General features: G+C 32.6%; 18 protein-coding genes. 6 read left to right on the forward strand and 12 right to left on the reverse strand.

Features of this window, described 5'->3' with window-relative positions:
* Positions 1 to 119 precede the first annotated feature (119 nt).
* The gene (locus AC1RRQ_RS17380; protein ID WP_493024290.1) at positions 120 to 305 is read left to right on the forward strand and encodes a bacteriocin-like protein; all 186 of its coding nucleotides are present in this window, start codon (positions 120 to 122) and stop codon (positions 303 to 305) included.
* A gap of 74 nt (positions 306 to 379) precedes the next feature.
* Here the strand turns inward: AC1RRQ_RS17380 and AC1RRQ_RS17385 are convergent, their stop codons facing one another.
* The 3 genes from AC1RRQ_RS17385 to AC1RRQ_RS17395 are packed head-to-tail and all read right to left on the reverse strand — an operon-like array spanning position 380 to position 2,772.
* A complete protein-coding gene (locus AC1RRQ_RS17385) occupies positions 380 to 817 on the reverse strand; it encodes a GNAT family N-acetyltransferase (RefSeq protein WP_493024291.1) in 438 nt (145 codons plus the stop codon).
* A 21-nt stretch (positions 818 to 838) separates the two neighbouring features.
* A complete protein-coding gene (locus AC1RRQ_RS17390) occupies positions 839 to 1,444 on the reverse strand; it encodes a hypothetical protein (protein WP_493024292.1) in 606 nt (201 codons plus the stop codon).
* Positions 1,441 to 2,772, reverse strand: a complete 1,332-nt coding sequence (locus AC1RRQ_RS17395; RefSeq protein ID WP_493024293.1) for a bactofilin family protein — start codon at positions 2,770 to 2,772, stop codon at positions 1,441 to 1,443. Before AC1RRQ_RS17395 ends, AC1RRQ_RS17390 begins: the two co-directional genes overlap by 4 nt.
* 189 nt (positions 2,773 to 2,961) lie before the next feature.
* Here AC1RRQ_RS17395 and AC1RRQ_RS17400 point away from each other — a divergent pair, with 189 nt between their 5' ends.
* The gene (locus tag AC1RRQ_RS17400; protein ID WP_493024294.1) at positions 2,962 to 3,366 is read left to right on the forward strand and encodes a helix-turn-helix domain-containing protein; all 405 of its coding nucleotides are present in this window, start codon (positions 2,962 to 2,964) and stop codon (positions 3,364 to 3,366) included.
* Positions 3,367 to 3,510: 144 nt separating this feature from the next.
* Here the strand turns inward: AC1RRQ_RS17400 and AC1RRQ_RS17405 are convergent, their stop codons facing one another.
* Complete coding sequence (locus AC1RRQ_RS17405; RefSeq protein WP_493024295.1) at positions 3,511 to 4,365, reverse strand: DUF2806 domain-containing protein; 855 nt, start codon at positions 4,363 to 4,365, stop codon at positions 3,511 to 3,513.
* Between the two features lie 540 nt (positions 4,366 to 4,905).
* Between AC1RRQ_RS17405 and AC1RRQ_RS17410 the strand changes: the two genes are divergently transcribed.
* Complete coding sequence (locus AC1RRQ_RS17410; RefSeq protein ID WP_493024296.1) at positions 4,906 to 6,198, forward strand: aminopeptidase P family protein; 1,293 nt, start codon at positions 4,906 to 4,908, stop codon at positions 6,196 to 6,198.
* 62 nt (positions 6,199 to 6,260) lie between these two features.
* Here AC1RRQ_RS17410 and AC1RRQ_RS17415 read toward each other — a convergent pair whose 3' ends face one another.
* Both AC1RRQ_RS17415 and AC1RRQ_RS17420 read right to left on the reverse strand, forming a co-directional pair.
* Positions 6,261 to 6,779 carry a ferritin gene (locus AC1RRQ_RS17415; RefSeq protein ID WP_488248011.1) on the reverse strand — a complete coding sequence of 173 codons (519 nt, stop codon included), beginning with the start codon at positions 6,777 to 6,779 and terminating at the stop codon, positions 6,261 to 6,263.
* Positions 6,780 to 6,867: 88 nt separating this feature from the next.
* Positions 6,868 to 7,224 carry a hypothetical protein gene (locus AC1RRQ_RS17420; protein WP_493024297.1) on the reverse strand — a complete coding sequence of 119 codons (357 nt, stop codon included), beginning with the start codon at positions 7,222 to 7,224 and terminating at the stop codon, positions 6,868 to 6,870.
* Positions 7,225 to 7,403: 179 nt separating this feature from the next.
* Between AC1RRQ_RS17420 and AC1RRQ_RS17425 the strand changes: the two genes are divergently transcribed.
* Both AC1RRQ_RS17425 and AC1RRQ_RS17430 read left to right on the forward strand, forming a co-directional pair.
* A complete protein-coding gene (locus tag AC1RRQ_RS17425) occupies positions 7,404 to 8,207 on the forward strand; it encodes a TIGR00266 family protein (RefSeq protein WP_493024298.1) in 804 nt (267 codons plus the stop codon).
* Between the two features lie 166 nt (positions 8,208 to 8,373).
* The gene (locus AC1RRQ_RS17430) at positions 8,374 to 9,150 is read left to right on the forward strand and encodes an alpha/beta fold hydrolase (RefSeq protein WP_493024299.1); all 777 of its coding nucleotides are present in this window, start codon (positions 8,374 to 8,376) and stop codon (positions 9,148 to 9,150) included.
* 74 nt (positions 9,151 to 9,224) lie between these two features.
* Here AC1RRQ_RS17430 and AC1RRQ_RS17435 read toward each other — a convergent pair whose 3' ends face one another.
* Entirely contained in the window at positions 9,225 to 9,599 is a 375-nt protein-coding gene (locus AC1RRQ_RS17435; RefSeq protein WP_493024300.1) for a hypothetical protein, read from the reverse strand.
* 24 nt (positions 9,600 to 9,623) lie between these two features.
* Complete coding sequence (locus tag AC1RRQ_RS17440; RefSeq protein WP_493024301.1) at positions 9,624 to 9,944, reverse strand: roadblock/LC7 domain-containing protein; 321 nt, start codon at positions 9,942 to 9,944, stop codon at positions 9,624 to 9,626.
* A gap of 282 nt (positions 9,945 to 10,226) precedes the next feature.
* Here AC1RRQ_RS17440 and AC1RRQ_RS17445 point away from each other — a divergent pair, with 282 nt between their 5' ends.
* Positions 10,227 to 10,370 (forward strand): hypothetical protein, encoded by a 144-nt coding sequence (locus AC1RRQ_RS17445; RefSeq protein ID WP_493024302.1) that lies wholly within the window; start codon positions 10,227 to 10,229, stop codon positions 10,368 to 10,370.
* Positions 10,371 to 10,799: 429 nt separating this feature from the next.
* Here the strand turns inward: AC1RRQ_RS17445 and AC1RRQ_RS17450 are convergent, their stop codons facing one another.
* From AC1RRQ_RS17450 to AC1RRQ_RS17465, 4 genes are all read right to left on the reverse strand, one after another.
* Complete coding sequence (locus AC1RRQ_RS17450) at positions 10,800 to 13,562, reverse strand: PD-(D/E)XK nuclease family protein (protein WP_493024303.1); 2,763 nt, start codon at positions 13,560 to 13,562, stop codon at positions 10,800 to 10,802.
* A gap of 63 nt (positions 13,563 to 13,625) precedes the next feature.
* Complete coding sequence (locus AC1RRQ_RS17455; RefSeq protein WP_493024304.1) at positions 13,626 to 15,089, reverse strand: OmpA family protein; 1,464 nt, start codon at positions 15,087 to 15,089, stop codon at positions 13,626 to 13,628.
* A gap of 113 nt (positions 15,090 to 15,202) precedes the next feature.
* Entirely contained in the window at positions 15,203 to 16,396 is a 1,194-nt protein-coding gene (kbl, locus tag AC1RRQ_RS17460) for a glycine C-acetyltransferase (RefSeq protein ID WP_493024305.1), read from the reverse strand.
* Positions 16,397 to 16,480: 84 nt separating this feature from the next.
* Positions 16,481 to 19,639 carry a UvrD-helicase domain-containing protein gene (locus AC1RRQ_RS17465; protein ID WP_493024306.1) on the reverse strand — a complete coding sequence of 1,053 codons (3,159 nt, stop codon included), beginning with the start codon at positions 19,637 to 19,639 and terminating at the stop codon, positions 16,481 to 16,483.
* Positions 19,640 to 19,716 lie beyond the last annotated feature (77 nt).

Raw genomic sequence — 19,716 nt, forward strand, 5'->3', positions numbered from 1 at the left:
ACGACAAATTTAAGGTCAAAAGCTTTTCTTGTAAGTATTTATTTAAAAATAATTTGTATTTTTATCAAAGTCGTATCCGAAAAACTTATAGAGTAGGAAATCAAAAAACAAATTAACCCATGAAAAAATTCCAAAAACTATCAAAAGAAGAATTAAAAAAAATCAACGCTGGTAATGGTACGCCTTGCATTCCATGGCCATTATGTAACGGTCAGGAAGCCACTTTTTATACCATAAACTCATGTGGCTGGTATTTATACAAAACAGCAAATGGCAGCACTTGTATGGAATACGGAGCAGTATAATCATCTGCTTATCAAAACTGCTGTCTTTCGACAGCAGTTTTTTTTTATTTCCAATATTTTGATTATCCGAAAGCCTACTTATAAATCGTAAATTTATTATGGGTTAAGCCAAAACCGAGATTTTCGTAAATCGCCACATTCTCTACCCGTCTTTTATTGGTCGTAACCTCAATGCTTTTTAAATTATTCTTTTCTGAAAAATCTTTAATTTCATTTATCAGCAAACGACCGACGCCTTGACCTCTATGATTTTGATGAATAAAAAACTCCTGAATTTCCCCCACCAATCCGCCATGATGAAGGAGATTTTGAGTATGAAAGCTGATAAAACCTAAACCTTCATTTTCGTTTTCGGCGATTAAATAAAGATTTTTTGGATTTGAAATGTTTTCATTGAATATCGTTTCGAAAACTTTAAAATCTAAAACTTCGTTTTCGAGTTCACAGATTGCTTTGTAGGCGAAGTCTAGATCTTGTTTTTGGATTTTTCTGGTTTTAATTTTTGACTTCATAATTAATTCGATTTAACTCATTTAGATTTTAAACACTGTTTTATTTTCTTCAAAATCGATCAGCCATTCTAAAGTTATAAATTTATCGCAATCATCTTTCATGTCGGAAGCCCAATCAATAAGTATCGCAGAACCTCCTTTTCTAATTTCATTTCTAACTATATCATAGTTTTCTTTTGCATCATCAGGCCCTAGTCCTGCTAATTCAAAAACAATATGTTTTGTTTTTGAAAATGTTGTGTACAATGAAAGTAGTCTTTTAGAATTCCAGTGAAGTCCGTTTATTTTCGTCTTTTTATTAATCCAGGGAATTTCATAAATTTTCTGGATAAATTTGCTTTCTAAATTTCCACTTTTCTTTAAATATTTGCCAACTCTTAGTGGGAAAAACAAACTTCTAAATTTTGATTCTCTAAAATAATCTACATAAGTCAACGACTTCGTGACAATCACATTTTCATTTTTTATTCTTCCAGTAAAAACATTCACTAATTCCGTTTTGATGCCTTGAAAATGAGCCCCTCCATACAAATACAAAACAACCAACTCCCCTTCTCTTAACTCAAAAGGCGGTATGAAATACTCCTTGGTTCTTATTCCTTTACTTTCTATTAATAGCTCTTTCATTTCTCAAGTCGTTCAAATTTCTGTTTGTATTTTTGAACATATTTATTCCAATCTTCGTCGTTTTTATAAATCGAAAAAGCATATTCAACGGTTTCTTTGCTAAAATGATTCCCAAAAATATTATCCAAATATTGAATTCCAGAATCGATTACTTGTTTTAAAACCTGCAATTTATCTATTCCGTTTTCTTTGCAGGTTTTATCAAGCCAAAGTCCTTTTCCTATTTTCACATATTCTTCTAAAAGGCTTTCTGAAATAAATTTAGAAGGAACATCGTTAATATCCGGTTGATGTTTTCCGTTTTTAAAAACCAACAGAATCAGTTCTTCAGAATAATATGCTGACGGGATTAATCTTAAAGTTGTACCGTTTTCGGCTGCTTTAAAAGAAAGCTCTTTTGTTATAAATTCATCAGGAATTACCTGAATTGCAAAACCATCTTTACTGACTAATTTCTCGCAGAGTTCAGAGGTTATAAAATCCTGATCGATAAAAAGCAAAGCATGATAAGTAATATCTAAAGCCAGATTACAAAGTTCTTTGGTTTTAAATTCTTCAGGAACGAGTTTTAGATCTCTATAATTTGCCAAAACACGATCACGCCAATATTCACAAGTTTTAGCGGGCGGATTATTTTGTTTTAAAACCAATTCGCCTCTTGCCAAATCTCGTTCTATTTCTTCAAAAGTTTCAATGAACGGATTATCCAATAACTTTCTAAGTTCATTTGAAATAATTTCTTCGTCGGTTTCATCGTCATATTCGCATTCATTTTTCGGATCAATTTCATCTCTATCATTATAATAAAACAAATCATTTTTTCTTTCTGCAAATGTTGTATTATGATCGTTAACAATAAAAACTGGAGAATCTATTAAGCCTAAACAATTAAAACTGCCATGATTATAATAAGTCATGACCACTTCTTTTGCTCGAATATTTCCTTTTATTTCAACATTGGCTCCGCCTAACAATAAACTTTGACAGTTAATATTTCCGTTTACAAAAACATACGGACCATAATCACCTTCGGCATTAATAATTGAACCGCTTACAGAGAAATTTCCATTTATAAAAATGCCTTCAATTCTTATTTCTTCGATTTTTTCAGCCGAAAGATTTAGCAAATTGGCCAACCATTTCTTTTCTTTTTCTTCATAAAGATCTAGATAAAAGTTCCTTTCAAAATTTACATCTTCTTCTGCCGTTAGAAAAAAATCATCATCTTCCCATTCATCAAAATAATCGAACTTTTCATCTTCAATTAAAAAGGGATATTTGGTTTTGATTTCGGCAATTGTAATTAATTTGAAATTGGAATTCTGCATTTTATTGGTATTAATCGAAGTTGATTTTCTGAATATCAAGATTACACAATTCTAGATTCAAAATCAAACGATGATCAGAAAAGTTGTATTTTTACTGGCATAAAATAATTTACAAATTGTATTTAGCAAGAATGAACTTGTTTTCTACCGAAACCAAAAATGTAACCGATTTTTAAATATCTTTGAACTATGAGCACAGTAAAACCAAAACATATCGGCAGAAACATTAGCCGAATTAGAGAACTGAGAGATATGAAGCAGGAAGCCCTTGCGCAGGCAATTGGCACAACTCAGCAATCTATATCTATTATTGAAGGAAGCGAAAGTGTTGATGACGAAAAACTTAAAACTATTGCACTTGCTTTAGGAGTTACACCTGAAGTAATAAGAAATTTTTCTGAAGACGCGGTTTTTAATATTATTGGAAATACTTATAATGATGATTCTTCATCTATAAAAAACTATAATTGCACTTTTAATCCGTTAGATAAGCTTCTTGAAACTATTGATAAAAATGAAAAACTTTACGAAAGATTGATTCAAGTTGAAAAAGAAAAAGTGGCGCTTTTGGAGAAGTTACTTGATAAGAAATAGAAATTTATTTTTATAAAAGAAAAACCGAAGTTTTCAAATTGAAAGCTTCGGTTTTTTTATGGACTTTAATTATTGTTGCGGGTACTGATTGTAAATCTGCGCTATTGAAATAGTTAAAAAAATTGTTTATAAAAAGGTTTTTTATTAATTCTCACTTATATAATAATTGAGAATTTTATAGTTTTCAATTAACCAATTATAATAATCTTGATTATACACTGGATTTAGAAGATTAAAGATTTGTTTTCCTGAATTTGATAATTCAAAATAAGAGGGAATGGAAAAAGTAACATGTTTTTCATTTAACACTTTAAATTTAATATTTTTATCAAAATAAGTTACTGTAAGATCTTGCTTTTCAGGATTATCCCATTTGGTTGTCATAACATTCGGCAAAAACAATCCCAAATTTTGTAGCTCTTGAAAAACACCGTAATGACACGATAAAGATCTTAAAATTTTTTCTCCCTTTTTAGATGAAGAAAAAATTGCTTTCGGTATTTGAAATTTATTTATGCATAATGAACAAATTTTTTCAAACAATTCTAATTCATTCTTTCCTAACATTTTAACAACTTGAAGAGTACTAATTGAATAAGTTCCGGACTGGTTAAACTCCCCTGCAATAATTTTAGCAATCAACTCCTGCATCTCTTCATCTGAAATTGTTTTTGCATATTCAAGTGTATTCCAGAAAAAATCGTTGTCAATTTTGATGTCATTAGTTTTATTTTCATCAATATACTTAGAACTCTTAACGGCTGTATCAATCAAATTAGTGGTATGACGAAGATTCTCTATATATTGAATTCCCATTATTCCATTTTCTTTTGCCTTTTCATACTCATCATGAATCATTTTTTTTCTTACTTCTCCTTCAGCTGCCCATTGACTAATTTTAAAACCAGTTATTTTATCAATAATTGTTGTAAACAAAGGAGTATTTGCAACTTTATTTGCATTATCAATTGCGGCTGTTAACGAGGCAGGATCTATCATAATCAGTGAGTATTAATTCAGTATTTCGATTGTGCATTAAAATAGCAATTTACAAAATAACGTAATTGAATTTCTTTTTTAATCGAACTTAATTCAAATTTACGTGAGGGATAGAGGCGTTATCCTTTTATGAAGCGGAGCGGAATAAAAGATATAGCCGAAAGCCCGACCCGAAGGGGCACGCCCAAATTAAGATTTTGAAACACTAAGATTCTAAGCAGCTAAGATTTTTCAATCTTTGTCGAGTTGCTTGCGAAGATTTCTCGTTCCTCGAAATGACAAGATTGTGGTTATCTGCAATTGTTAAAAGAAAAAATCTGCTAAATCTGCTAAATCTGCGTGAGATAAAATCGCCAATCTTTGTAGAGTTACGAGTGTGATCTCTCCTTCGTCAAGATGACAAAATCAAATTAAACTTTGTGCCTTTGTGTCTTTGTGGCAAAACAAAAAAACAAATAAGAAAACTTTAATAAATCAACTGTACGCCACTTATTCAAAAATCACTAATTTTGAAATTCGAAGTTCAAAAACGAAATAATTATGAAATATCATCAAATAAACAGCGCTCTTTTTGTAAAAAACCGCAAAAAATTCACGGCAGAAATGAAACCTAATTCGGTTGCCGTTTTCAATTCAAATGACATTTACCCAGTTAGCGCCGACAGTACTTTGCCTTTTGCGCAGCACAGAGATATTTTTTATCTAAGTGGTGTTGATCAGGAAGAAAGTGTTTTGCTTTTGTTTCCGGATGCGCCTTATGAAAGTCAAAGAGAAATTCTTTTCTTGAGAGAAACTAACGATCATATTGCAGTTTGGGAAGGAGAAAAACTAACAAAAGAACGTGCGTTTCAGGTTTCGGGAATTAGAACGGTTTATTGGTTACAGGATTTTCATAAAGTTTTGAACGAAATGATGACGTATGCCGATACGATGTACATTAACACAAACGAGCATTACCGCGCTTCTGTTGAAACTGAAACTCGCGAAGCTCGTTTTGTAAAATGGTGGAAAGAGCGTTATCCTGCTCATAATGTTGCAAAAAGCAATCCAATTTTACAACGCATTCGTTCTGTAAAAGAAAGTGAAGAAATCGATTTGATTCAGCATGCTTGTGATATTACAGAGAAAGGTTTCCGCAGATTACTTTCGTTTGTAAAACCAAATGTTACCGAATATGAAATCGAAGCCGAACTAGCTCACGAATTTATTCGTAACCGTTCTAAAGGTTTTGCTTATACGCCAATTATTGCTTCTGGAAACAATGCAAATGTTTTACATTATATCGAAAACAATCAGCAATGTAAAGCCGGAGATTTAATTTTGTTAGATGTTGCGGCAGAATATGCGAATTATTCAAGCGATATGACGAGAACAATTCCGGTTTCAGGAAAATTCTCAGATCGTCAAAAAGCGGTTTACAATGCTGTTTTAAGAGTTAAAAATGAAGCGACAAAAATGTTGACTCCAGGAACACTTTGGAAACAGTATCATGTTGAAGTGGGTAAAATCATGACTTCGGAATTGCTTGGTTTAGGTTTACTAGACAAAGCCGATGTTCAGAACGAAAATCCAGAATGGCCAGCTTACAAAAAATACTTCATGCACGGAACTTCTCACCACATGGGACTTGACACGCACGATTACGGTTTGCTTCACGAACCTATGAAAGCGAATATGGTATTTACGGTTGAGCCGGGAATTTACATTCCAGCAGAAAAATTCGGAATCCGTTTGGAGGATAATGTTGTGGTTCAGGAAAAAGGAGAACCTTTTAACTTAATGCGCAATATTCCGGTTGAAGCTGATGAGATCGAAAGCTTAATGAATGAATAAATCATAATAAAAAAACAAAGCCCTTAGTATTAAGGGCTTTGTTTTTTTATATAAATCGATATTTATCCGATTTTTGAAATCTGAACATCCAATTGGAATTTGCCGTCAGCTTCGTTTCCGTTGATCAATTCAAAAAGCTCTAAAGCTCTTCTTGCATTTTTCTCTTCTTCTCTTTGCTCAGCCACATACCACATCATAAAATCTTCTGTAGCATAATCATTCTCAGCTCTACATTTTGCGATTACTTTATTGATTGCCTGAGTAACTGCAATTTCGTTTTGCAAAGCAATTTCAAATACTTCTCTAAAAGAAGCAAATTCTTGCTGCACTTCTGGAACAGATGGCGTAACTGCAATCCCTCCCATATCTGTAATATATTTGAAAATTTTTAGGAAATGCTCTCTCTCTTCTTCGGCTTGCTTATACAAATAAGATGCTGTATTAGCATAACCGTTTCTATCCAGCCATGCAGCCATAGCCAAATATTTATTAGAAGCGTCGCTTTCTATTTTTGCCTGTAAGTTCAATATATTTTCTATTCCTTCAACTAATGAAGTACTTGTTCTTAGTAAATCTTTCATAACCTTTGTTTTTATCTCTGTAAAATTACAAAAATTAAAGGAGGCAGCTCTAAATGCCTGAAAATTTGGATTTAATCTAAGTAAGAATCTAAATAAGCTCTACATTGACAGTATTACAAAGCAGAGAATGTAAAGTAAGAGTAAATTTTGTTCCGTTTAATAAATCTCTTAACTGCACTATTTCGCAGATAGTAAGATTTCTGGAAAAATTTCTTTTGGTAGTTTCAATCAACTGTGCATCTGACTGGTCAGATAAGTCATAAAGCATGTTAAGAATGTCAACGCTGTTAACCTTTCTTTGAAAAATCAAAAAATCATGAATTTTATAACTTGACACCGTATCAACAAAATTGATGATTATACTATTAGTCAAATCACATTGATAACTGTATCCTTTTTCGGTTTCAAATAATACTTTGGTGGTCAAATCACTAATTAATGCCATTCTGATAAAATATAATAACGATGCAAAAATATATAATTTAAAGCAATAAAAAACATAATTAAGACTAATTTAAAATAACAAAATCATTTAATGTTCTTAAAAACAGCTGAAGTACGTTAAAAGCTGTAACATTTTACAGGATTATTTGTCTAATTTTAAAAAACAAAAACTTAAAAATTATGCAGGCACACGAAATAGATTATCAGATTTTTGGAGAAGAAATGCAATATGTTGAAATAGAATTAGACCCACAGGAAATTGTAATTGCAGAAGCTGGCAGTTTTATGATGATGGAAAACAATATCCAGATGGAAACTATATTTGGAGACGGTTCTCAGCAACAGGGATCTGGTTTATTTGGCAAAATTTTAAACGCAGGTAAAAGAGTTCTTACCGGCGAAAGTTTATTTATGACGGCATTTTTAAACCAAGGAAACAGCAAAAGTAAAGTTTCATTTGCATCACCCTATCCTGGAAAAATCCTCCCGATTGATTTAACCGAATTTCAAGGAAAATTTATCTGCCAAAAAAGTTCATTTTTATGCGCTGCCAAAGGTGTCTCTGTCGGAATAGAATTTTCGCAGAAATTAGGACGCGGCTTATTTGGCGGTGAAGGTTTTATCATGCAGAAGCTCGAAGGAGACGGAATGGCATTTGTACATTCCGGCGGCACAATGGCTAAAAAAGTATTGGGTCACGGCGAAGTCTTAAAAGTAGATACGGGATGTATTATTGGTTTTACCAAAGATGTAGATTATGATATTGAATTTATTGGCGGTATCAAGAATTCTATTTTTGGTGGTGAAGGATTATTTTATGCCACTTTAAAAGGTCCGGGAACGGTTTACATACAGTCACTTCCATTTTCCAGACTGGCTGACCGCATTATTGCATCGGCACCAAGATCTGGCGGAAACAGCCGTGATGAAGGCAGTCTTCTTGGCGGATTAGGAAATCTCTTAGATGGTGATAACACATTTTAATTTAGAATGGCTTTCAGAAACGGAAGCCATTTTTTATTCTTCCACAATTATTTATTTGTTATAAATAAACTTATAGCTTCTTTAAAGATTTCCCAATTAAATCAAGACATCACAATATTTTACTTCAGCTTTCTTAACTTTGTGCTTCTCAACAAAAAATATCGTTTTGAAAAACATTTTATATAAAAACACCAAAATATCTTATACTGATTCTGGAGAAGGAACTGCAATTGTATTACTCCACGGCTTTTTAGAAAATAAAAAAATGTGGAAAACATACGTTGATACATTCTCAGAAAAACATCGCGTAATAACGATCGATTTATTGGGCCACGGAGAATCTGATTCCCTTGGTTATGTTCATGAAATGGAAGACAATGCAAATGCTGTTCACGAAGTTTTAAAACATTTAAAAATTGAAAAAGCGACAATTTTAGGTCATTCTATGGGCGGTTATGTAGGTTTGGCTTTCGCCGAATTATTCCCAAAAAGTATAACCAAACTGATTTTATTAAATTCGACATCAAAAGCAGATAGTCACGAGAAAAAAATAAATCGAAATCGCGCCATAAAAGCGGTAAAACAAAATTATGTAAACTTTGTAAACCTTGCGATTGGGAATTTGTTTAGTGAAAATAACAGAATTCGCTTAGCAGTCGAAATTGATAAAGCAAGAGAACAAGCCTTAAAAACACCTTTACAGGGAATTATAGCTTCGCTTGAAGGAATGAAAATACGCAAAGACCGAGAATGGCTTTTACATGAAAACCGCTTTCCAACTTTGTTGATTTTGGGTAAACAAGATCCTGTTTTAAACTACGAGGAAAGTCTCTCTCAAATCGAAGATACAACCGTAGAATTGGTTTCTTTTGAAGACGGACACATGAGTCACATCGAAAACAAAGAAGAATTAAAAACAATCTTACTGGATTTTTTCAATTAAAAAAAAATCAAAAAGCAGAAAAGGCCATTTCAAAAAATCTTGAAACAGCCTTTTCCTCATTTTGGGGGCAAAAATTATAATTTTGTAATAATGTCTTTTTTGAATTTTGCCAAAGTCGCTCTTGTTAATCCAAGATTTGCTTTTTTAGCATCGACAGCTAAGTAAATAAAATACTGACCGTCTTCAGAAACATCTATAATATGTATTTGATCCGTTAATGTAATTAAAATATCATTTATTTTTTGATCTAATCCTAGAGCTTTAATAGCATTTAATTTTGCTTTAACCACTTCTAAATTATAAGCAGATGCCAATTCCGGATCAAAATCTGGATTTACAGAAAGTGAGCAATAAGACATTCCTGTCTCAACCTCAGTTACTGAAACTGCAATGAATCCGTTAACATTTTCTTTTAAATCATTTTGAAAATTTTGTAAAAAATCTGACATGTTTATGTATATATTGGTTTTAAATTAATTGTTAAAAATAGTATCCATTTTTCTAAGCAGCAGACCCATTTTACTTAAATCTTTAGAAAGTAAGGCAACACAGTTATCGTCCTGATCTTTGTTTGCAACCACAATACCATCGTGGTTTTTAATCATTACCTGTTTTAAGTCACCATTATTTACATCCTCAGACATTTCCAGACACATTTTTAATATCATCCCAATCATTGCGGCAACATTTCCGTCATATTCTAAATTGACAGATTCTATTAAAATCCCGTCTATATTAAAGGTAATTCCAGATTCGGCACCAGTTTCTTCTACTAGTGTAGTTAAATCAATCATAGCAATATTAAATTTTTAAGAGAGTCAAAGTTATTTCAATAATTAGAATTGTTCCATAAACACTTGTTAAAAAAGCAACCACACACAACTATCTGAATCACTTTTGTTTATAGTATAATTAATAGCAATTTTTAAAAGAAATTCTTTAAAAATATTTAACAGAAAAAAGAGATTTACCTATAATTCAAACATTTTTATTGATAAAATTGAAATCGTACTTGTACCAGCCATAGAAACCCGGTATAGTTGAAGTTTTTCGTAAATTTGCAAAAAAATTATCCAATGAAAACAGTAGACGAATTACGCTTTGACTTAAATGTAAAACTGATGAAGTTTAGAAGATTTCGTTTTGAAAACGGACCAATAAATAATTCACTTTCGCAAGAACCAGTAAAAAAAGGTTTCTTTAAAAAAATATTCAGCTAAAAACTACTTACAAAAAGGCGCAATAATTATCGAATATTATTGCGCCTTTTTCCTTTATGATGTGAAGTTTATCATTTTCAATAAAATCAATTCATCAAAAACTCGGATTACATTTTAAATTTCAAGATTTAATATAATTATCTTGATTCATCGTCAACATTCATCGGGACTCAATTATAAAGTTTCTCCACAAAAAGAGGTTCGGCTAATAAATACATCAACCCAAAACAACCTTTATAAAATTTCAAAAAGAGCACTTTTTTATTTATATAAATGCGATTTTCAGTCTAATATAAAATTCTTCTATTATTCGTTGTTTACTAAAATGAATCGGCAAACGTTAAAAATACCCCTATTTTGTTTATCGAATAGATTATCGAATCGTTTTGAACCCAATATAATCTGAAATAAATTGGCTCTTAGTTTTAATTACACCTTTTCTTCAAAAGGAATATTAATATCTAATATTTCGTTTAAAAGCAGTACGATTTCTTCTGTATAACTGTTTAAAACTTTTCCGTCAACGATCATATCTAAATCTTTTTCTTCCTTAAACCCAAAAGGCAGGAAACCGGATTTTAAATTTTTAAAGGAAATAATTCCAACTTCTATTGGAGTTTCGCCCGCATTCTTTTCGTACATAAAAGCATAAGCTAAAACCTGGATGATTTTATCGTTTTTAAGCTCTTGTGTTAAGCCATTCCATGACTTAAGTATTACATTCGTTTTTTCGACTTTTCCTGTCTTATAATCGATGATTCTTATTTTTCCGTTACGAAGTTCAATTCGATCGACATTTCCTTTAATTAAAACCGGAAACGGTAAACTCGGATGAACCAAACTACGCTCAAAAGTTTCTTCTAAAGCAATAATTTTAATTGCATCACCATTTTTAATAGATTCTAATTCCATTTTCAGGAAATTAGAAACATTTCGTTTCGCTACTTCAAAAGCCAGCAGGTTACGTCCTTTTTTAATTTCGCCCTCTTTATAAACAACTTTAAATTGTTTTAAAACTTCTTCATCTAATAATTTAAAACAATTTGCGATGTCAGATTCCGAAATAAACTTTCCAATAAAAGGATCATACAATGCTTTTAACGTTTCATGAATTATGGTTCCAAGTGTATTCAAAGCGATATTTTCTTCCACTTCTTCCACTTCTCGAATTCGTAGTATTTTTTGAAAATAAAATTCAATTGGATTCCGAATATAACTTGTCAATGCCGAAGGAGAAAAACCTGCAGCTGCAATTTCTTTCAATCGTTCCATAACCGCTTCTGATTTCGGAATTACCATTGGCTGATAAGCTGTATTTGGCAATACCGGATTATAAATATCAAAAGTCAGGTTATGCTTTGATTTTTTCTCAACTTCAAGCTGTGTTATAAAACGGCTTCGTTCGCCGGCATCTAATCCGTCATTTTCGGTATTATAAATCAGATAAATATTTTTTGCACGCTGTAGTAAATGATAAAAGTGATAAGTATAAATCGCATCTTTTTCTTTAAAAGTAGGCAGACCTAATTCTTTTTTTACATCATACGGAATGAACGAGTTTTGAGATTTCCCGGCTGGAAATTTTCCTTCATTCATAGAAGTAACAATTACAGTATCAAAATCAAGCACACGACTTTCAAGAACCCCCATAATCTGTAAGCCTCTAAGTGGTTCACCTTCAAAAGAAACTTCTGCAACATCAATAATCTGCTTATAAATTGCATGAAGTGTATCGATGTTATCAATGTGTTTGTGCTGCGAATAATAATTAATAAGCTTATTGATTACTTTAAAGACAGCATAAACAAAAGTTTTAGCGATTTTCTCTTCTTCATTATCATTGCTGAAGTTCTGTTTTATAAGAAGTAAAATTGCTGATATATTTTCGAGAACCGCTACTGATCCGTTTTCCCATTTCTGAAATAATAAAGAAAATAGTTTAGACGGATTTGAATTGAGTTCTAATATCTTGTTTAGAGTAATGAAAGTATAATTATTCTCTTTAATAATTCGCACTAAATGATTGGTTCCCGCATAAGGTTCAACCAAAGGATGAGTAAGAATATCAAGCACATCTTTATAATAAAAGACATAACTGCCACCAGCACGTGAAAGGGCATTTGTATGCATTTTAAAAAACTTGGCAACCAATATTTGCGATGGATTATTCTTTCCTGAATATCCCATTGTAATATTTAAAGCCCCAACCGAAGATGGAAGCGAATACAAAACAGGAATCAGTAAATTTTCTTCACCAAGAACCACTGCAACTTTATCAAGAGAAGCTATTGGATTTTCATTGATTAAATCCTCAATAATGCTTCCTGCTAATTTTGCTTGTCCAATGGTTTTTGGAGTACCAATTACTTTGATGTTTTTAGATTGAGAAAAATCATCAACAATCCATTCAAAAGGATGGGATTTATAATGTTTCCATTGTTCTTTAAATCGACGAACAAAAAGTCCGGCATCATGATAAGGATCATTCAAGAATGTTTGATCGACATCCCAATAAATTTTAGCCTGATCTAATGCTAAAAGATGCTGTACTATTTTTTCTTCGGCAGCATTTAAGGCGTTAAATCCTGCGAATATAAAATTGCGATTTGAAATCGTATTAGAAAAATGATTCAGATTGTTTACTGCTTCTCTATAAATCAAACCTTGATAACCAATAGCTTTATTTAAAAGATGGCCATAAAGTGATTCGTAATAAAGCGGAAGCAATTTCCAAAAGTCGATATAATTTTCTAGAAGCTGGGTTTTGTTTTCGACTTCAATTCCCCATTTCTTGATGTCTTCAATATCTTTTAAGTAAGACAAAACATGACTTGGATCTAAAAGGTAACGATCGATTTCATTAAAGTCCTGTAAAAGAGTTTTTGCCCAATTGGCAAATAACTCAAAAGATTGTTGGTGCTGTTTATCAGTAACCGATAAGTAAACTTCGTAAAACTCAAATAAAAGCTCGATAGAGTCAATAGATCTTATCGATGCTACATCCTGCACAAAATCCTCGATACTAATAATTTCCGGAGAAAGAATAGTTTTTGCAGTTTCCTTTTTTAGAGCTTCAATTAAAAAAACCTTTGCCCTTTTGTTTGGCAGAATGATTGTAGTTTCAGTAAGTTTATCCGAATAATTCTGAATTACAACAGCCGCAATTTTTTCTAAAAAAGAAGTATTTACCATTTGATAAAAATAAAAAAAGCCATTCAATTAAGAATGGCTTTTCAGTATTATTTACAAAGTAAATTATAGTTTACCTTGGTATTTAGAACCAATATGTTTGATTTCAGTTCTTCTGTTTTGTGCTTTACCTGCAGCAGTTTTGTTACTAGCAACTGGTTGAGAAGATCCAAAACCTTTAGCTTGTAAGTTTTCTGGGTTAACACCTCTTTCAACTAATGCGTTCAATACAGCGTCAGCTCTTTCTTGAGAAAGTTTGTCGTTGATTTTAGCAGAACCTGTACTATCTGTGTGTCCTTCAATAGAGAATTTCGCGTTTGGATAGTTTTTAAGGATTTCTTTAATAGCGTCTAATCTAGCTGGAGTTTCTTTGTCACCAGTTTTGAAAGTAGCTTTTCCTGAGTTGAAGTAGATTGCTCTAGCTTGAACTTTAAGATCTTCTAAAGCCTCAGAAGTTACTTCTGGACATCCTCTGTTACTAGCTGGACCAGCAACTGTAGGACAATCGTCATCTTTATCTAAAACACCATCTTTATCAGCGTCTAAGAAAGGACAACCACCATTTTCTTTAGGACCAGCAACTGTAGGACATTTATCGTCTTTATCAGCGATTCCGTCTCCGTCAGTATCAGGACAACCTTTTAAAGCAGCTAAACCAGCAACATCTGGACAAGCGTCATCTTTATCAGCAACACCGTCTCCGTCTCTATCAGGACATCCGTTTAATGCAGCTAAACCAAATTCAGTTGGACAAGCATCACTAGCGTCAACGATTCCGTCTCCGTCAGTATCAGGACAACCATTGAATTGTTTTAAACCAGCAACATCTGGACAAGCATCGTCTTTGTCATAGATTCCATCTCCGTCAGTATCTTTACCTCCGAATTTGAAAACTAAACCAGCAGTGTGTTGGAAGTGAGATGGAGCATCTGGAACACCAGCTTTATCTTCTCTATCACCACTAACTGACCATTTGTATCTTGTAGCTAACTCAAGACCAATAGCATCTGTAAACCAGAAAGTAACACCAGCACCTGGGTTAACAGTTCCGTAGCTGCTATCTCCGAAGAATGTATAACCACCACCAACAGATAACGAAGGATCAATCACTTTAGATTTGATTAATTCTTGGAAGCTGTATTTGATAGTAGCATCAATTCCGTAGTACATCAAGTCACCAGGATTAGTTACAACGTTTCCTCTCGAATCATGCCCTGGAGCAGATGGATTGAAAGTTACATATTTATCAATTTTGTTTACAGATCCTTGTAAACCAACTGAGAAACCGCTACCTACATATCTAGACACACCAATGTAAGATAAAGAAGGAAGAATATTCCAGTTGTCTTTTACAGCAAATGGCTGAGAAAAGTGTTGATTGAAAAATCCACTTCCGGCACCAGAACTAGTCCTAGTGTCAACGGCATTAACTCCAAAAGAGATAGCCCATGGATTGTTACTGTCTTGCGCGTGAGAAGTTAAACCCATCACCATCATCACAGCAACTAAAAGTTTGTTAAGATGTTTCATACTTAATTTTTTTAATTACAATTTAGTTAATTACAAGCAAAAGTAACACCAAATTTTTTAAATACAAAATCAAATGTTAAAAAAAACCTACAAAAATTCACCAAATGTGGTAATTATATAACTTTTAACATTTTACCTGTTAATATAAAAGCACTGATAGCCTTGTCTAAGTGCTCTTTTGTATGTGCGGCAGAAAGCTGAACTCTTATTCTTGCTTTATCTTTTGGAACTACAGGAAAGAAGAATCCAATTACATAAATACCTTCTTTTAAAAGTTCATTTGCCATTGTCTGCGATAATTTTGCATCATAAAGCATTACCGGAACGATTGCAGAATCACCATCAATAATATCAAAGCCGGCTTTCTTCATACCTTCTTTAAAGTAATTCGTATTCCACTCTAACTTATCTCTAAGTGTAGTATCTTTTTCTAATAATTCAAAAACCTTTATTGAAGCCCCTACGATAGACGGCGCAAGTGAATTAGAAAACAAATAAGGTCTTGAACGCTGACGTAAAATTTCAATGATTTCTTTTTTAGCCGTTGTATATCCTCCCATAGCTCCGCCTAAAGCTTTTCCAAGAGTACCTGTAATGATATCAACGCGCCCCATTACACCTTTTGCTTCCAGTGTACCTTTTCCTGTTGCACCAATAAATCCAGCAGCATGACATTCGTCAACCATAACCATTGCATCATACTTATCTGCAAGATCACAAATCTTATCTAAAGGTGCTACCAAACCATCCATAGAGAAAACACCATCAGTAACAATTAATTTAAAGCGAGATCCTGCCTCATTAGCTTTAATTAATTGCTGTTCCAAGTCTTCCATATTATTATTCTCATAACGATAACGCGCCGCTTTACACAAACGCACGCCATCAATAATAGAAGCGTGATTTAGACTATCTGAAATAATAGCATCGTTTTCTCCAAGCAAAGGTTCAAAAACCCCACCGTTTGCATCAAAAGCAGCAGCATACAATATAGTATCTTCTGTACCGTAGAAATCAGCGATTTTTTTCTCTAATGTTTTATGAATATCCTGAGTACCGCATATAAAACGAACCGATGACATTCCGAAACCATGCGTATCCATTGCATCTTTTGCCGCCTGAACAACTTCAGGATGCGAGGAAAGCCCTAAATAATTATTTGCACAAAAGTTTAAAACTTTTTCTCCTGTAGATATGGTAATTTCAGCACCTTGAGCAGATGTTATAATACGCTCTTTTTTAAAAATTCCATTTTCTTCAATTGTCTGCAGCTCACTTTGCAGATGTTCTTTAATTTTACCGTACATTTTTTATATTTATTTAAAACGTTAAAAATTAACAACTTAAGCCTAAAATAGCCACATTATTTCTTTAACATCTGATTAATTTTTTCACAAATTTACTACTTCAATTTCCGACCCTATATATATCAAAGCCTTTTTTAACACTTTGTATCCTAAATCTTCAATAGCATCTTGATATTCTTGAATTTGATGTTGATATTTTGAATTAATTGCTCCAGTTTTATAATCCAAAAGATAGGCTTCCTGATTATTTTTCAATACCACTCTATCCGGCTTTAGAATTTTTCCTTCTTTCTGAACGATTGTCTGTTCATTTAAAACCTTATAATCCCCATCAAAACAAATACTTAATTCGGGATGATTTACAATTTCACAAAGTGTATTCAAAACCATTTCAGACTGATCAATTGTTATTAGGCCATTTTCAAGCGCTTTTGTAACCGCAAGATCAATATCTGATTTGTCTTTTACGAAAGCTAGAATTTCATGCACAATATTCCCATAAGAAATTGCTTCTTGCTGATGCGTTCCCCACATCAATGCCTCCCGCTGTGCAATTTTAATGTTTTTAGGATTCAAAACCTCTTTTACTATTGGAATTGTTTTTACTAAATCGACTGATTTTGCAGATGCGGAAAGCTTCGTTTTATTTCCGAATTCATATTCTAAAATTTCAGAATCATAAACTCCTTTATGCATCAAATATTTAATAAAATAAGAAGCCATATTATTAGGGAATTCCCCATCTTTTCTTTCTTTTAAAGATTGAGAAATAATATACAATTGCTCTTCCGCACGCGTTAATGCCACATACAAAACATTAATATTATCCAATAATTCTTCTTGCTTTTTTAAATTAAAAACCACCGAAGCACTTTCACCAAAACCTTCAACTGCACTGCTGTTATCAATTAAGGCTTTTGGAACTCCCAAATCAGACTCTTCGGTATCGAGCCATAATTTATCTTTGGGTTTTCTATTATAATCTTCCTCGGCAAAAGGCATAATTACAACCGGAAACTCCAATCCTTTAGATTTATGAATCGTCATAATTCGAACTGCATTATTTCCTTCTGGGGAAGGAATACTGAATTTCGCCGAATTTTTATCCCAAAAACCTAAAAAATCAGCTACTCCAGCTTGATTCCGAATGTCTCTTTCTAAAACAATATCCAGAAAAAACTGCACATAAGCATTTCCTTCTGATGGAAGAATGAATTTCGAAATGATGATTTCAACTGCTTCGTAAAGCGATTTTTTTCGGACATTTTCAAAAGAAAGCGAAACATCAAAATTCAAAAGCCATTTTTCAAAATCTTCTTCAAGTTTCTGCGCCATTCCCTGCGCAATAAAATCGTGAATCGGCATTTCGATTTCTTTATTCTCAGCTAAGAAATGAAGAAAGTACGCTTTCGACTCTAAATCGGCACTATTGTTCAAATACTTTAGGAGATTAACAATCAACCGAACTTCTGTCGCATTTTGAATCATTAATGTTTCTGATGACAAAAGCGGAATGCTTTGCTCTGTAAGATAATTTGCAATTGCAATTCCCTGATCTCTTTTTCGAGTTAAAATCACAATATCTTTATACTCAAAACCTTCACGAACTACTTTTTGGATTGTATTTAAAGTTGCTAAAACATATAAATCTGATTTTTCGACCACTTCTTCTTCATCTGCAAAATCATTTTTTTCAATTACAGGAAGAAAAGAAATATTGACATACCCGCCTTTTTTTGAATTTGTATTTTGAAAACTATGATTTTCATACAAATCTTTATAATCTTCATTTGTAAATTCAGTCGAAATCAATTTAAAAAAAGCATTATTAAACTGAATTACCTCACTATAACTTCGATAATTTGTATTTAAGTGCTTAATCGCTTTATCCGGATTATTAAACGGATTTACATCTTTACTTAATTCAATAAATTGCTCCGCTTTTCCACCTCTCCAGCGATAAATGGATTGTTTAGGATCGCCCACAATCATCAAGGTTCCTTTATTTCCTAAATCGTCTAACCCGGAAAGTGAATTATCAATAAGCGGAATCAAATTCTGCCATTGCATTTCTGAAGTATCCTGAAATTCATCAATAAAAAAATGTCTATACCGTTCTCCTAAACGCTCATAAATAAATGGCGCCGGCTGATTCTGAATTTCACGATGAATGATTGCATTGAATTCTGATATTGATAAAATATTTTGCTCTGATTGAATTTTAGCCAATTCGTTACTTACCGTATTAAGCAATGAAAGCGGTGTTATATTCTTCAAAAATGCTTTATAAAAATCTCTTTTTTCAAAGTTTTTATAAATCTTATCTAATATTTGAAGTAGTTCCGGAATTATATTTTCAATTAACGCTCTGTCTTTTGCTGTTTTATTTATCGCAATATCATCGAACTCGTGAAAGGTTTTATTTCGCGGATTAAATTTTCCGTCACGAATGCTTTCAAGATGATTTGGAAATGTTCCTCTTGAAAAAGATTTTAAATCGATTCCGTTTTTATCAATTAAAGCAAGTGCACCAATGGCATATTGTTCATTTTCCGATTCTAATTCTTTACACAAGGCAAGCATCTTCTTTTTAATTTCAACAAACTCTTCGATTGTTTTATCATTAAAATGCAGAATTTCATTTCGATTGTTTTCATTCAAAACCAAACGGCCCGTTTCGAGAATCTCACGCGAAATATCCCAGCTTTTATCGTCATCGGTTTTTTCCATCGTAAAATCAATCAGCAATTTAGTCAGTGTTTCGTCCTGACCTGCCTGCGCAATAATTGCATCAACAGCTTCAACCAATAAATTTTCAGTATCCAAAGTAACTTCAAAAGTCATAGGAAGATTCAAATCATGCGCAAAAGCCCGAATTACTTTATGGGTAAATTTATCAATTGTAGAAATATCAAAAGCCGCATAATTATGAATTAAGTGCTTGATGATACTTTGAGATTTCACTTTTATTTTAATAACAGAAAGTCCGGTTTCCCGAGACAAATCTTCCATTAAATCGACTGCTTTTGCAGAAGGTTCTTCTTTGGCAAATTCAGATAAGCTCCCAACAATACGGCTTTTCATTTCATGAACCGCTTTGTTGGTAAACGTTATGGCCAAAATATTACGATAAGCATCGTTTTTTGGAGACGAAAGAATAATTTTTAAATATTCTTTAACCAGAGTATAGGTCTTTCCTGATCCTGCAGAAGCATCATAAATGGAGAAAGACGGACTTTGCATAATTCTGATTTTTTGTACTGTAAAAATAGCATATTAATATCAAACCCCAATAATGAAAAATTCCAAATTCCAATATT

This window comes from Flavobacterium sp. GW821-FHT12A05, assembly GCF_058807735.1.

Excerpts from the sequence above, each read along its gene's own strand:
- AC1RRQ_RS17425 (WP_493024298.1), top strand. The coding sequence starts at position 7,404 with ATGCAGGCACACGAAATAGATTATCAGATTTTTGGAGAAGAAATGCAA.
- AC1RRQ_RS17420 (WP_493024297.1), bottom strand. The coding sequence starts at position 7,224 with ATGGCATTAATTAGTGATTTGACCACCAAAGTATTATTTGAAACCGAA.
- AC1RRQ_RS17405 (WP_493024295.1), bottom strand. The coding sequence starts at position 4,365 with ATGATAGATCCTGCCTCGTTAACAGCCGCAATTGATAATGCAAATAAA.
- AC1RRQ_RS17380 (WP_493024290.1), top strand. The coding sequence starts at position 120 with ATGAAAAAATTCCAAAAACTATCAAAAGAAGAATTAAAAAAAATCAAC.
- AC1RRQ_RS17385 (WP_493024291.1), bottom strand. The coding sequence starts at position 817 with ATGAAGTCAAAAATTAAAACCAGAAAAATCCAAAAACAAGATCTAGAC.
- AC1RRQ_RS17410 (WP_493024296.1), top strand. The coding sequence starts at position 4,906 with ATGAAATATCATCAAATAAACAGCGCTCTTTTTGTAAAAAACCGCAAA.
- AC1RRQ_RS17435 (WP_493024300.1), bottom strand. The coding sequence starts at position 9,599 with ATGTCAGATTTTTTACAAAATTTTCAAAATGATTTAAAAGAAAATGTT.
- AC1RRQ_RS17400 (WP_493024294.1), top strand. The coding sequence starts at position 2,962 with ATGAGCACAGTAAAACCAAAACATATCGGCAGAAACATTAGCCGAATT.
- kbl (WP_493024305.1), bottom strand. The coding sequence starts at position 16,396 with ATGTACGGTAAAATTAAAGAACATCTGCAAAGTGAGCTGCAGACAATT.
- AC1RRQ_RS17445 (WP_493024302.1), top strand. The coding sequence starts at position 10,227 with ATGAAAACAGTAGACGAATTACGCTTTGACTTAAATGTAAAACTGATG.
- AC1RRQ_RS17390 (WP_493024292.1), bottom strand. The coding sequence starts at position 1,444 with ATGAAAGAGCTATTAATAGAAAGTAAAGGAATAAGAACCAAGGAGTAT.
- AC1RRQ_RS17415 (WP_488248011.1), bottom strand. The coding sequence starts at position 6,779 with ATGAAAGATTTACTAAGAACAAGTACTTCATTAGTTGAAGGAATAGAA.
- AC1RRQ_RS17440 (WP_493024301.1), bottom strand. The coding sequence starts at position 9,944 with ATGATTGATTTAACTACACTAGTAGAAGAAACTGGTGCCGAATCTGGA.
- AC1RRQ_RS17450 (WP_493024303.1), bottom strand. The coding sequence starts at position 13,562 with ATGGTAAATACTTCTTTTTTAGAAAAAATTGCGGCTGTTGTAATTCAG.
- AC1RRQ_RS17395 (WP_493024293.1), bottom strand. The coding sequence starts at position 2,772 with ATGCAGAATTCCAATTTCAAATTAATTACAATTGCCGAAATCAAAACC.
- AC1RRQ_RS17455 (WP_493024304.1), bottom strand. The coding sequence starts at position 15,089 with ATGAAACATCTTAACAAACTTTTAGTTGCTGTGATGATGGTGATGGGT.
- AC1RRQ_RS17465 (WP_493024306.1), bottom strand. The coding sequence starts at position 19,639 with ATGCAAAGTCCGTCTTTCTCCATTTATGATGCTTCTGCAGGATCAGGA.